The 14689-nt window shown below is 41.2% G+C and carries 7 protein-coding genes; 6 read left to right on the top strand and 1 reads right to left on the bottom strand.

All coding sequences use genetic code 11. The features are described from left to right. Positions 1 to 72: 72 nt before the first annotated feature. The gene (locus tag AC2TDL_RS04470) at positions 73 to 7215 is read right to left on the bottom strand and encodes a rhamnogalacturonan lyase family protein (protein WP_484698987.1); all 7143 of its coding nucleotides are present in this window, start codon (positions 7213 to 7215) and stop codon (positions 73 to 75) included. A gap of 172 nt (positions 7216 to 7387) precedes the next feature. Between AC2TDL_RS04470 and AC2TDL_RS04465 the strand changes: the two genes are divergently transcribed. From AC2TDL_RS04465 to AC2TDL_RS04440, 6 genes are all read left to right on the top strand, one after another. Beyond that, on the top strand, positions 7388 to 8311 hold the full coding sequence (locus tag AC2TDL_RS04465; protein WP_484698986.1) for a fumarylacetoacetate hydrolase family protein: 924 nt from the start codon (positions 7388 to 7390) through the stop codon (positions 8309 to 8311). A 175-nt stretch (positions 8312 to 8486) separates the two neighbouring features. After that, entirely contained in the window at positions 8487 to 10898 is a 2412-nt protein-coding gene (recD2, locus tag AC2TDL_RS04460) for an SF1B family DNA helicase RecD2 (RefSeq protein WP_484698985.1), read from the top strand. 94 nt (positions 10899 to 10992) lie between these two features. After that, positions 10993 to 11853: a phosphatase PAP2 family protein gene (locus tag AC2TDL_RS04455; protein WP_484698984.1), complete on the top strand. Its 861-nt coding sequence runs from the start codon at positions 10993 to 10995 to the stop codon at positions 11851 to 11853. Between the two features lie 263 nt (positions 11854 to 12116). Continuing rightward, positions 12117 to 12683: a hypothetical protein gene (locus AC2TDL_RS04450; protein WP_484698983.1), complete on the top strand. Its 567-nt coding sequence runs from the start codon at positions 12117 to 12119 to the stop codon at positions 12681 to 12683. Between the two features lie 2 nt (positions 12684 to 12685). Continuing rightward, complete coding sequence (locus tag AC2TDL_RS04445) at positions 12686 to 13273, top strand: DNA-3-methyladenine glycosylase (RefSeq protein ID WP_484698982.1); 588 nt, start codon at positions 12686 to 12688, stop codon at positions 13271 to 13273. Positions 13274 to 13350: 77 nt separating this feature from the next. Then, on the top strand, positions 13351 to 14526 hold the full coding sequence (locus AC2TDL_RS04440; protein ID WP_484698981.1) for a MalY/PatB family protein: 1176 nt from the start codon (positions 13351 to 13353) through the stop codon (positions 14524 to 14526). The last annotated feature ends 163 nt before the right edge of the window (positions 14527 to 14689 follow it).

The raw sequence follows: 14689 nt of genomic DNA, 5'->3' as shown, positions 1-14689 counted from the left end.
TATTGGGTACATTTTAAGCAGGTCCCAGCCTTTTTTCGTGCCTCAACTATAATAAGGGGGGGAGTTGAGAACTTATTCGAATAGTTGCCATAAACGGTAAATTATTACCGCTGCTTCACCACGTGAAGCATTTTGCTTAGGATTGAAGCGGTTTGCCCCATTACCTTGAAGAATACCATTTTGCTGCATTGCGGTTACGGCTCCTTTAGCGTAAGAAGCAACTTGATCAATATCATTGAACGGAGAAGTCTCTTGCACCGTTAGAGAAAGCTTCAAGTATTGTATGAAGCGATAAGCGATAACCGCCATTTCTTCTCTTGTAATGAGATCATTTCCAGCAAATCGATCGTCAGTTTTTCCAGTAACTAACCCTAATTGCTCTGCGGTAGCTGCGACATGATAGAACCAGTTTGTCGGATTTACATCGCTAAATGTGCTTTCAGCATCAGTTTGCATTAGCTCTGCAGCTTCAAGCAACAGCTTAATAAATTCTGCACGTGTAATAGGATTTTCAGGTTTGAAGCTTCCGTCACTATAACCTGTAATAATGCCTCTAGCAGCTAATGTGTGGATTGCTTCTGCAGCCCAAGGTGCTTTCGTTACATCAGATAAGTTGACTTTAGCATAGCCAACAACGTATTGACCAACTTCACTTGCTTTGAAAACAAGCTTGTTGTCCGCTGTTAAGCGGCTATTTTTCACAGGCGTTAAGCTGCCGTCTTCATCAATGTAATAAACAACCCATAAAGTATTGTCATCACGTTTTTCCACTGACTGCGGCAGAGTAATCGTTATATTGCCAGCTAAATGGTCTGCAGCTTCTCCATTACGTAATACTTTTACTTCAAGCACGCTCGAGCTGCCAGTTTCAGTAGCTACATCAGAAGGTGCAGCTTTATTTTCAAGCAATACTTGTAAGCTAGCTTTGTCTTTATCACTGCCGGCAAATGCAGAGTTTAGCTTAATGTTGCCTAAAGGAGTAATAAATTCAATATAATTTCTATTCATGTGATGCCATTGCTCCAACGCTTCTGGGGACAAGGTTAGCAGTAATTGTTCATTGCTGTCGCTTGGTAAATTAATAGTTACAGTTTGCTGTCCAGAATCAAGCTGTTTTAGAAGCTCAGCAGTAATAACTGCTTCTGCAATGCCATCCTTATTTTTCGTAACTTCTAGCACGATTGGTACATTAGCAGGATTAGGCTCAGTTGTCGGCTGCGGTGTGCTAGCAGGCGGATTATCATTTGAACTTGTTCCGCTATCTATAATTGTAATAATAGTTTCCGCAGTTACATTCGAACCATCGACTGCTGAAGCGATCACTTTGACTTGACCTAGTGCTATTGTATCTAATAAGCCGTTTTGATTAATAGCAGCAATGCTTGTAGTTTTTCCGTCAAGTGTCGTTACTGACCAGCTTACAGCTTTATTGCTCGCGTTATCTGGTGCGATAATTGCTGACAGTTGTACTTTATTGCCGAGTCTTACTACAGAGCTAGTGCTAGTAATTTTGATGCTTTCTACAACAATTGGCTTAATCGTAATTATTAGCTCATCTCTTAAATTTGAACCATCGAGTGTTGTAGCAATGACTTTCACCTTGCCAGGTTTTAGCGCAGTCAAAACTCCATCCTCGCTTATGGAAGCTAAATCCGTATGACCGCCATCAATATCTGTTACGCTCCATTGTACTTGTTTCATCGTAGCAGATGCAGGAGTGATGATAGCTTTTAGCTGTAATGAGCCTCCAACAACTAGTTCGGAGTTTTCACTTTGTATTGACACATCCGTAGCAAGGATTTCATTTACATAAATATTTGGCTGCTGTGGTGTAGACATCCCTACACCAATAAAGAAGCTTGGATGTGGCGGTTGATTGTATGCTACGTTTTGCCAAGCAATTGCTAGTCGATATTGTGGATCATGCATTAATGTAAAGATACGATGTTCTGTAACATCTGTAGTTGTATATAGTCTTAATGCCGAACTATCCTCAGTTCTCCACAATACTTCTTCACGCCAGTCTCCTAGCAAATCACCCTGTAACGATGGAGTACCTTTTGTGCCATTATTAGAGAGCGTGCCATTAGCCGTTAAAATTCGTTGCAATTGCATATTTTCGTAATCCCATTTATCAATTACACCCGGTCCCGCTCCGATTGTTTCATCATAGTCATGGTCAAGAAGCTCACTCAATAGGTCGCCATCCCACCAAATAGCAAAGTTGCTAGTAGGGATTGAGTTACCGATTTTTTCACCGGTTGTTGCATTATGAATTCCGCCAGTACGGCTATTCCATTCTCCATCAATTGCCCAGGCCTCTGCACCAGGGTAACGTGGATCGACATCGGCGATTAGTCCGCGACCTGTATCGATACCAGTATACACCCCCCATAAAATTTCCCCTGTGCGAGCATCGCGTAAGTCATAGCCATAAGGAGCATCAGCATGCTCTTGTACTGCGAAAATTTCAAGACCTTCACGTTCTGGCACAAAGTCGCTGACATGCAACGCGTCTCCATGTCCTAAGCCCGTGCTATGAAGAACTTTACCGTTATCGTCAATTACAAGTTGACCGTATATGATTTCATCCTTGCCATCAAAATCAACATCAGCAACACTTAAGCTGTGATATCCTTGACCTTCATAAACATTATTCCCTTCGTCAATCGTATCGAATTTCCATTGCTGAGTTAACTTACCATTTTTGAAAGTATAGGCGACTATAGCGATTCGAGTATAAACTCCGCGAGCCATAATTAGGCTAGGTTGCTCTCCATCAAGATAAGCAACAGCAGCAGCAAAGCGGTCTACGCGATTTCCATAGGAATCGCCCCAATCAGCTACGACACCGCGAGGAGGCTCATAGTCGACTGTATCAATAGCTGCCCCTGTTAATCCATCGAACATTGTTAAATACTCATTGCCTATTAAGACGTAACCGCTGGAATTACGATAATCTTTTGTATGATCGCCAATTACATTGCCTACACCATCAACTGTGCCGTCAGAAGTTTTCATCGCGATTTCAGCTTTGCCATCGCCATCAAAATCATAAACCATGTATTGCGTATAGTGTGCCCCTGCACGAATATTATGACCTAGATCGATACGCCATAGCTGTTCACCGCTAAATTCGTAAGCATCGATATATACGTTGCCTGTATAGCCTGCTTGTGAGTTATCTTTCGCATTTGACGGATTCCATTTGACGATAATTTCGTACTGACCATCACCATCTAAATCAGCTACACTAGCGTCATTTGCACTGTAAGTGTATGGATCGCCGAGCGGAGTTACGCCATCTTCAGGTTTATTAAGTGGAATGTCAATATATTGCTCAGCCCATACTGTTGCAGAATCATACGCAGGTTGTTCAAGCCCATCTATTACTGCAGCAACAGCATAAACAGCATCGAGCGATCCATTTTTATCAAGATAGTTTGTGCTGTCTGTTATTGGCTGGGATGTAATGCGTTCCCCATCACGATACAGATGGAAGGCGATCGAGCTTGGATCAGTACCTAGTAATCTCCAGCTAACAAATACCCCTTCTTCCGTATTAATAGCAACAATTCCGCGATCGAGCGCTTCCATTTGACGCAGCAATGTGGTTACTGCAGGTGTTTCTAGAGCTTCAGATAGTTCAGATGGTACACCATTATGGAGCGTTTTTACTTTGAAATAATAGGCGATTGTTGTTAGTACAGTTGTATCTGTAAATGATGGGGCATTAGCAAAGCCTACAAGCTCATATGGGCCATCCATGCTTTCAGAACGATAGATTGCATAGGCGTGAGCACCTTCTACTTCATCCCAAGTAAGCGTTACATCATTTTTATGAATATCTGCTACGTTTAGATTTTGCGGAGCATCAATCGTTCCATTACTTTCATCATATAGATTTACAAGTAATTCATTAGAGCGAACGGATTCAACACCGCCAGCATCTACTGCAGAGACAGAATATAGGTAACTTGCCCCTACAATAACATCGGTATCTTGCCATGATGTTTCTTCAGTTTCTGCCACAAGTTGACGGAGCGAGGAACCTTCAATTTGACGATAGATTCTATACTTAGAGACATCGGCAGCTTCATCCCATGCTAAATGAATAGACGGATTATTAATATCAAGAGAAGTTTCTGTTAATTGTAAATTTTTCGGTGCAACTAAAATCGTTGTAATTTCAAGTGCATTGGCAATTCCCGTTGAACCAGTAAAGTGGAACAATAAATGGCCATCAGTCACTTTAATATTGCTAATGACCCGTTCCGTATAGCTGGAGTTCGCTGCATTAACGGCACCATAGTTGATACCATTAATCGCTAAATTTGTGCGAGCACTGCCGCTAAAATCACCAACATAAAGTTTAATTGCATAAATGCCGTTAGGCACATCCACTCTAAATTGCCAGCCTACATTAAAGTAGCCAATCCAATCACGCAGGGCATCGAGTACATTGGTCGGTAATTGACCAGCATAACTGCCATAACCACGGTTACGAGAAATCATGCCGGAATCGTAAAATAATCCGTATCCACGCTCTTCATTGTAAGTGGTTGAGGTTTCTGCTGAATTACCAAGGTTTACAATAGTATAGCCTTCTGCATTTGTTCCGCCATTTGTAAAATCAGGGTGTCCCTGAAAGTCAAATTTGTAATCTGCTGACTTCGTGCGGAATGTGGTAATTTGTGAAGGCTCAGACTCACCTTTTGCATTAACAGCTGTTACGTAGATGCTGTAGTTTGTACCATCACTCAATCCTGAAATGCTGACTAGCGGTGTCGTAGAGGTGGTAACTAGACTGAACTGCTCGTCACTTTCAGCTTTTCGATATACTTTGTAAATGTCAGCACCTTCTACAGCGTTCCAGCTTATCGTAGCTCCTGCATTACTAATGCTGCTTACGATAATATTCGTTGGTGCGGCAGGTACAGTTTCTGGCGCTTGCACAGAAATAACATATTGTGAAATAGATATATTCAGTTCTTTAATTGCCCCAGCAACTAATCTAGCAAGCTGAATTGCACCGTATTCTTGGAAATGTGTATCGTCAGTACTGCCGTTCGGCCAAGCACTGTAAACGCCTGGGTCAGTATATAGGAAGACAGAACGAGTTGCCTCATAACCAATTTCATCATAGAACGCAATACTAAGTGCACTTAAATCAACAAGTTTAACGTCCAGCTCAGCAGCGACTTCCTTCATTCCTTGAACATATTCTGGGAAGCTGACGTTAAATTTCCCTGTTTCAAAATTATAAGAACGGCGACCAACTGGAGTAACTAGAATAGGTTCAGCTCCGCGTTGGCGGGCACCGTTAACATAAGTTTTTAAGTACTCCTTATAATCTGGCACAGATGCATAACGTTCTGGAACGGTAATGGTAGCATCGTTATGGCCGAACTGAATGAGGAAATAGTCACCGGGCTGAATTTTGCGCAATATCGTATCTAATCTGCCCTCTGTTATAAATGTTTTACTGCTTCGTCCGCCGATGGCATGATTGTCAAAAGCAACATCATCGGTAAAGAAGCGATTAATCATTTGACCCCAGCCAGCCTCAGGCTTCCAATATTCATCATAAGTTTGTACGGTCGAGTCACCAGCTATATAAACTGTCGGTTTAAGTCCCGGTTGACGTTCCGGCAGTTTATCAATTGTAATTGCATTGATTTTAGGAGCATTGCCGTTAAAACTTATATTCAATTGACCATCAACAAGCGCAATATCAAAAGTACGTTCCATGTAGCCGGCCGCAGCAGCTTCTGGAATTTGCACCTTTTGAATGCTTTCAGCAATTACGCCAGTTTGGGAAGCTGTTTGTGAATCTCCTGCAATAATTGAGATGCGGTAATCACCATTTGGCAGATCAACCTTAAATACAGCATTGGCATCAGGAATTGCAAAGTCATTGTATAGCGGATCCGCATCATTATTGTTACCCCATGTCACATTATCAGCATCTGCGAATCCATAACCGATTTGCTCACTGTATACTGCATGATCATCAACCTGGATTGCATTAGGTGCAGCTTCAACAAGCCCAAAATCAAAACGATATGGAAAGCTTTCAGGCAGTTGAGCAGGAGGCGTATAAATGCTGCTAGCTGCAACTGGTGAAGCTTCTGATTCGCCTACACTGTTAACTGCAGTAACTTTATAATAATTAACAATGGATGTATCAGCGGTAGTGTCGACATAGGTAAGAGCAGTGAGACCGCTAGCAATCAAAGTAAATTGTCCATCAGCTAAATCGGAACGGTAAACATTGTAGCTGTCACTTAGTTCACTGGCACTCCATTGCAGAGTAACACCCGAAATATTGACATTGCGTACAGTTAATGAAGCGGGAGCTTGAGGTGTCACTGTAACCGCTTGCAAGCTTGAAGTAACGATGTCACTAGGCTCAGAAGCTACACTATCTTTAACAGCAACAACATAATAGTCATAGCTGTTGCCAAATTCTGCCGCAGTATCTTGATAAGTCAACTGGGACAGTTCTGTAGCAATCGCATCGTAGTTGTTTTCTCCACTTAGTGAGCGGTATACCGTGTACGTAACGTCTTCAGTGCTGCTTGGCTCCCAGCTTAATGTAATTGCTTGTGAGGTAGCACTTGCTGTGAGCGAGGTTGGCGGCTCGGGTACTTCAGGAACAATTTCTGTAATAACAATTCCATTAAGGACTAATAAATTGTTAGTCGAAAAATCCAGTTGAATGTAGCCCTGTGTTGCAACGTATTCAAAAGATAAGGAGTTAACTGTTGCTTTGGAACTAATTCTTCCTTTACTTTCCCCGTCAACAGAAATATTTAAGTTTGTTGTGCCTGAGCTGGTAGGATCGCCTGAATAAATAGTAACTAAATATTTACCGTCTGGAATATCAACGCGAAATCCCGCAGCTCCAAGAAAAAATTGATTTTCTAACGGAGTTAAACCAGCTTGATTTCTATTGCGTGAATCTACGCTTGTCGTATTCACCACACCATAGCCATTTTCAGACGAATAGGCTGACGTGCTTGGATAAAGTGTAATCCAATCTTCCATGCCATCCGTCGGTCCTCCAGGATGTCCCATGTTAAATTTCCATTCCTGTGGAATTTCTGGTGCTGCGTTTGCCACTTGTGATGTAAGAAAACTAGGAGAAATAAGCGCTAGCACGAGTAGCAGTGCGAGGGGCAAAGCTACGAGCTTTTTGAATTTGCTAGACATAGATGCATACCTCTCTTTCTTAGTTTTATTACTATTCAGACTTAGTTTATTGCTTGGCCCCTAAAAGAAACAGCAAAAGAAACGATATGTTTGTTTAAATTTCAGAGTTATCTATTAGAGTTGTATAATAGAATGAGATGTACAAATGGAAATGAAAAGGACGGATCGATAGATGAAAATTTTAACCTATTATGAGGATGGATTGCAGCTTGGCGTGCGAACAGAACAAGGAGTATTGGATATACGTAAAGCAAGTGAAGCTTGCAAAACTTCAATCAATATTCCTGTTTCAATCGAACAATTGATGTCACGAGGCAATGAAGCGCTTTTAGCTTTACAGCAATACTTGCAGCAAAACGAAAAGCTGTTGGTTGAGGATAAAGGGCTTTGGCGCTTGGAAACTGAAATTCAATATGGTCCAGTTGTTTATAAGCCGAGCAAAATTATTTGCGTAGGTACGAATTATCGTAAGCATGCTGAAGAGTCAAATATGCCGATACCGAAATATCCAATATTATTCAATAAATTCAGTAACGCAATTGCTGCACATGGAGAGGACATTCCTTTGCCTTTTAATAGTGAGCAAGTGGACTATGAAGCGGAGCTAGGCATTGTCATTGGCAAAACTGCGAAGGAGGTTACGCCAGAAACTGCGCTTGATTACGTATTAGGCTATTGTAATGCAAATGATCTATCAGCAAGAGATCTGCAATTCCGTACTAATCAATGGTTGCTTGGCAAAAGCTGTGATAAGTTCTGTCCAGTTGGACCTTATCTCGTTAGCAGCGATGAGGTAGGTGATCCGAATAAGCTGGAAATCCTTTGCAAAGTGAATGGAGAAGTGCGTCAACGCTCGAATACGTCGGATATGATTTTTAATTGCCGCGATATTATAAGCTATATTTCTCAGTATATGACTTTACAGCCCGGTGATTTGATTATTACAGGAACACCAGAGGGTGTAGTGTTTAACGGCTTTGACGGACAAATCGCACATAAGAAACCTCAGTTTGACTGGCTGCGTGATGGTGATATTGTAACAATTGAAATTGAAAAGCTTGGCGCACTTACGAATAAGATGGTTAAAGAACAGTAAGGATAGCGGAACGTATAAATTTTGACAATAAAAGCTCCCGTATAGCGTAGGGAAAAGAATTTCCTCAGCTATAAAGGGAGCATTTCTATGGGGTGAATTCTTCTTCCGCAAGGAGTAATATCCAAATAACTGTCACTCATTTACAAAAAAAACTAGTCAATTAAGGGGGAAGTTGATGGTACATTCGATAAGTCGTCTTCATAAACTGATGCCAAAGTGGCTGAAGGCGATGGAAGTGGATGAGATCGTTAAGCGAGAGTCTTGTATCTATGAAGAGCTCTATTATGACGACGATTCGCATTACGGAGCATATGTATGTCAAGAGGAAGATAAGCATTTCTATGTAATTAATGGGACCTTGCCGCATCGCTTAAAAAAAGGATTAACTTACAACATTGAGGGCAAGGTTGTTTTATATAAAGAGGGTAAACAAATTCATCTTTCCTCTATTCGAGCCACTCGACCATTAACGCTAGAAGGAATTGTGCTGCTTTTGCAAAGCTTAGATGGCTTAGATAAACGAGCCTATACATTAGTTGAGCGGTACAAGGAACATACGCTGGAAATGGTTAAGCATAAGCCACAAATTGTTGCAGAAGAAATATCAGGAGTTAGTCTAAAGCAAGCAGAGCATTGGTCTAGACAATTGGATCAGCTTGGCGGCAATGCGGAGCTGCTGGCACGTTTGCAAGGCTGGGGTATTAGTCTGAATGCTGCGAAAAAGCTTATTTCAGAGCTGGGAAATGAGGTAGATCAGCTTATTGAGCAAAATCCTTATTTGCTTAGCAAACTAGTAAGGGGTTATGGATTTCGTCGTTGCGATGCAATAGCAATGGAGCTTGGTCTAGATATGACAGCTAAAAGCCGTCAGCTTGCAGCAATTGGTTATCTATTGCGTGAAGCTTCTTACGATGGTCACTGTTTTCTTGAACGGAGCATATTGCTTCAAAGACTAAAGGAATTATTAGAATTGCCCAGCGTATCAATGAAATCTATTGCGACTGGTAATAAAGGTCTTTCTTTTTCGCTAAGTCAATTAGATACTCTTCTAACGGAATGTATTGAGCAAGGAAAACTAATTAGGGAAGCGGAGCGCATTTATTCTCCTAAGCTCTATCGAGCAGAACTAAAGCTGGCGCGACAAATTTTGCAAATATTACTGCATCCTGCCCAACAGTTCCCATCCGCCCAAGCAAGAATAAGCGCTTATTTAGCAGAAAAAGGGTTAAAGCTTGAAGCAAAACAGCTTCAAGCGGTAACTAGCTTTACTGAGCAAAGCGGAGGCATTTATATCCTTAATGGCAGTGCAGGCTGCGGAAAAACATTTACACTTAACATTATTCTTGATGTGCTGGAGCAGCAATATGAGTCGTTAAACTTGCCATTCCAAGTGCGCATTTTCGCTCCGACAGGCAAGGCAGCGAAAGTTGCCGCAAAAGCAACTGGCCGAGCATGCACAACAATTCATCGCGGTTTAAGCTATAGTCCAGAGAGAGGCTTTGAATTTAATGAGCAGAACCCGCTTCCAGTAGATTGCGTGGTCATAGATGAAAGCTCAATGCTAGATATTATGCTTGCAAGTCAGCTTTTTTGCGTATTGCCAAAGCATTGCAAAGTGATTTTGCTGGGAGATACAAAGCAGTTGCCGAGCATTGGGGCAGGAAATGTTCTGCACGATCTGATTGCATGCGAGGTTATTCCTGTCGTTACGCTAGATGTGGTAAAGCGGCAAGGCAAAGACTCAGGGATTGTCGCCAATGCCAACAAAATAATAGCGGGAGAAATTCCTGAAAAACAAGCTGCAACTGGTGATGCATTTATAATTACTCAACCCGATGCTGTGAACATACATTCAATTTTGCTGCGCTCAATGGAGCGTTTAATGAAAGCTTATCGTTTTTCTTTAGATGAGATTCAGGTGCTTTGTCCTCAGCGAAAAGGTGAAGGCGGTACTTATGTGCTAAATTGGTTGATTCAGCAGCATTTTAATAAAAATGTGGACGGCTTAAAGCTTGAAAACTGTAAATTTACGAAACAGTTAACAGAGAAGCAACTATCAAATGAAGAGAAAGCAGGCATTCACGCAGAGAGTGAGCAGCTAACGCTTTATTTTATGACCGGTGATAAAGTCATCCATACTGTAAATAACTACAATAAGGTTTGGTATAGTAAGAACGAGCAGGGGAGCTATATTGAAAATAAGCAGCTATTAGGAATAACGAATGGTGAATGTGGCGTAATTGAAGAAATCTATCTTGAAACAACTGAACAAGGAGAAACTCCCGTTGTTGTCGTACGCTATGAGGACGGCTTCGTTAAATATCGCGATGGGTTGGATGAACTGGATCATTGTTATGCGATGACGATTCATAAGTCGCAAGGATCACAATGGAAGGCGGTTATTATCATCGTCTTGGACGAGCATCGTCATATGCTAAACAATAGCATTTTTTATACAGGTTATACGAGAGCGCAGCAATTTGTTTGCGTCATTGGTCAGGATTCTGCTATAAAGCATGCCGTCACTAATTTTAAGCATACTGAGCGCAATAGCAGCTTGCAACAGCGTTTTATTGGAGAGGCTTAACTACCTAGAATACCGAAAAAATGAGTATATCTGTTTAAAAAGAAACTTGACTCGTGAAATTTCGGACAAGCTTGAAAAAAAAGGAGATTATCAAATGTTCAAAACTGATAAACGATTATTTTTATCGCTTTTTTCAGTATGGATTGTGTTATTCATTTGCTTTACGTTTTTCGACCTATCTTTTTCGCAGGCAATTTATAGAGGAAAATCGTCGGTCTTTGCCCATTTTTTTGAAATTTGGGGAGAGACGCCAGCATTTCTCGTACTGATTGCTGCTGGCAATGTATTGATTTACTCTAGAACAGTTCAAGATAGGAAAGTTAAATTTGCAGTTGTAATAATTGGCACTTTTTCTATATTATCAGGAGGAATTGGCGGCGGATTAGTTGCATCATCACGTATGACAGGCTCGCCTATCATTTATTTGACAGCAGCTCTTATATTGACGTTATTTCTCTCATTTCTTATCCAATTTTGGCTAAGCCAAGTTAATGAGAAGACGATGCGTCATTTACGTACAGTAGCTTGGGCGAGCATGTTGATCATTGTTGCTGAATTAGTTGTAACGCATTTGCTAAAAATTGTGTGGGGCAGAATGCGTTATCGTGAAATGTTAGATGATATATCGCAATTTACCCCATGGTTTAGGCTGCGAGGGATTCAAGAAAACGGAATAATAAGCAGTGTATATAAGTCCTTTCCCTCAGGTCATTCCGCTAATGCCTGGTCAGGAGTAGCATTCGTATTATTTGTCCCGCTAAAACGCACATGGAGATTATGTTGCTTAAGTTTGACAGTTATCTGGGGTCTTTGTACTTCGCTAAGCCGAGTCATCTATGGCGCACATTTTGCTACAGATGTATTGATGGGCGCATTTATATCGATGCTATGTTTTTATATGATTAGTAAAAAGTATCGTCTATCTATCGTTGAAGAACGCTCTGTCTCTATATAAATCAGTGAGGATTGACTTGCTTAATCATTAATAAAAATAGCAAATGGATAGTACAACACAAAAAGCGCAAGCAGGCAGTGCGATAGGCACATGCTAAGCTTGCGCTTTCTCTTTTAAATCTAAATCGCCTACAAATAAAAGTTTAATAGAGGGTACATATCCAGCTCATTTACATAATATATTGAAGCTAACAGACTTTATAAGCGTATGAGTCTTCTATCATTTGTAAATAATAGCTGTTATATGAGAGAGGAGGATATTAGATGCAATTGGTTGTAGCTTGGGGGATCGGGCTGTCTCTACTTTTATTTTTCGCAAAAGAAGTTTTGCTGCTATATATTGCCCGTACAAGGCAGCATGGGATTTTGCTTGAAACCTCATCAATCAAACATTATCTTCATAGAATTCCTCCTGCTGTGCGGATACTTGATGTACTGCTTACTATCTTTAGTTTAACGACTATAGCAATTTACATCCTATATATGTACAATGAACTGGCTCAATCAACAGTATATCATGAGTTAAACATAATCGATGTCGGTATTGCACTATTAATCTATATATTGTATCCTTCTCGTACAATCTCTCATTTTATTACAGAGGAAGGGCTAGAGCAGAAGGACGAGCTCACAAAATGGGATAACATTTATTTAGTAAATGTGGGCAAGCAAACGCCGATTAAGAGGATGAGGTATATTCAGTTTTTAGCGAGAGGCAGAAGCATTGAAGGGTATATCTATGATCGTGATTTGCCATGCTTGCGGAAGCAGCTTGCACCACATTCCATTATGTTAATAGAGATTTTTTCCGATTCAAACAGGAGGGAATGAGCATGGAATATGAGCCGCTGCCACTGCAGTTTTATGCGCAGAGCTCGTTAAGTCTTGCAGAACAGTTAATAGGCAAGCTGTTATTAAAGCAAACAGAGGATGGGCTTGCAGGAGGCTATATCGTAGAAACAGAAGCTTATGCTGGACCGATGGATCGTGCTGCTCATAGCTATAATAATCGCCGAACAGCGCGCACAGAGGTGATGTTTGGCCCTGCAGGATATGTTTATACCTATCAAATGCATACCCATTGCTTAGTGAATATCGTTGCTGCAAAGCCAGAAGTGCCTGAAGCAGTATTAATAAGGGCGGTAGAGCCATGTATTGGCATCGAGTTAATGCATAAGCGCAGAGGCAAGATAAAGCATGAACGGGAGCTAACAAATGGTCCTGGAAAGCTATGTAAGGCGCTAGGTATTACGATGACGGATTATGGTCATAAAGTAACTGAGCCGCCGTTATGGATTGCAGAAGGAAAAAGTTATGATGGAATAACGACTGGACCAAGAATCGGGATTCCTAACACTGGTGAAGCAAAGGATTATCCGTGGCGTTTTTATGTTGCTTCTCATCCTAATGTGTCTCGCTAATACACTAATTCAGTTGGCGAATGCGGGACAAACATGCTACAGTAGTATTATCTACAGAAGGGTGAGGTGTGTAAGACGTGAGCTATAATTTTGATGAAGTAATTAATCGACGCAATACGCGTTCCTATAAATGGGATCAGATGGGACCGTTACTTGGTGACGAAACAATCCTGCCGTTATGGGTAGCTGATATGGATTTTTACAGTCCGCCTGCTGTAAGAAAAGTCGTTGAACAGCGTGCGGCACTTGGCGTATATGGATATAGCATTCGCACACAAAGCTATTTGGACGCAATTACAGGTTGGTTTAAGCGTCGTCATGGCTGGAGCATTCAGGCAAATTGGATCATTGATGTTCCAAGTGTAGTTACGACACTAAGCTTAGCAGTTGATTTGTTTACAGAGCCTGGTGATGGTGTTGTATTGCAATCACCTGTCTATTATCCGTTTTATGATGTTATTAAAGGAAATGGACGCAAAGTGCTTCGTAATCCGTTAAAAATTGAAAACGGACGTTACGAAATGGATTTTGCTCATCTTGAGGAGCTATTCGCTTCGGGAGCGAAAATGATTCTTCTATGTAATCCGCATAATCCTGGCGGCAGAGTATGGGAGCGAGAAACGCTAGAACGTTTGGCTGAGCTTGCCTTGAAATATAACGTGTTAGTCGTCTCTGATGAAATTCATTGCGATTTAACATTTGCAGGACATGTACATACGCCATTTGCTACATTGTCCGAGGAAGCAGCTAATATTACAATAACAGCATTAGCAGCGACGAAAACTTTCAATCTTCCAGGACTGCATACTTCATTTGCGGTTATTTCAAATCCGCAGCTTCGCGCTAAATTTGATCAGCGTGTTAAGGTGCTTAGCATTCATATGGCAAGCCATTTTGCCCAAGACGCTGTTCAGGCTGCTTACAATGAAAGCGAAGAATGGCTTGATGAAATGCTGAAGTATGTAAAGGGAAATCTAGATTATGCGACAGCTTATTTAGCTGAGCATGCGCCAATCGTAAAACCGTTAGTTCCAGAAGGCACTTATTTGTTATGGATCGATTGCCGTGCAATAAGCGACAAGCCTGCTGAGTTGAAGGAGCTAATGCATAAAAAAGCTAAAGTTGCGTTTAACGAAGGCTCCATGTTCGGTGAAGAGGGAGCGGGTTGGCTGCGGATTAATCTTGCTTGTCCGCGGTCGATTCTGAAACAAGCATTGGAGCAATTTACAGCGGCAATTCATGAGACTCGCTAAACTAGTAGAAAACTCAATTCGATAGATAGAATAAGTAAAATAGAGGTTTAGACTATCAGCTAACTGATGATCTGAACCTCTATTTTTATTTGGTGATTAAAAGTAGGTAGATTTATATTCGTTGTGTTTAGGACATACTTCATCATTTTTATTTCTATGCTCC

The organism is Paenibacillus sp. plas6 (assembly GCF_057221655.1).
This window is presented reverse-complemented; position numbering and strand designations above follow the sequence as displayed.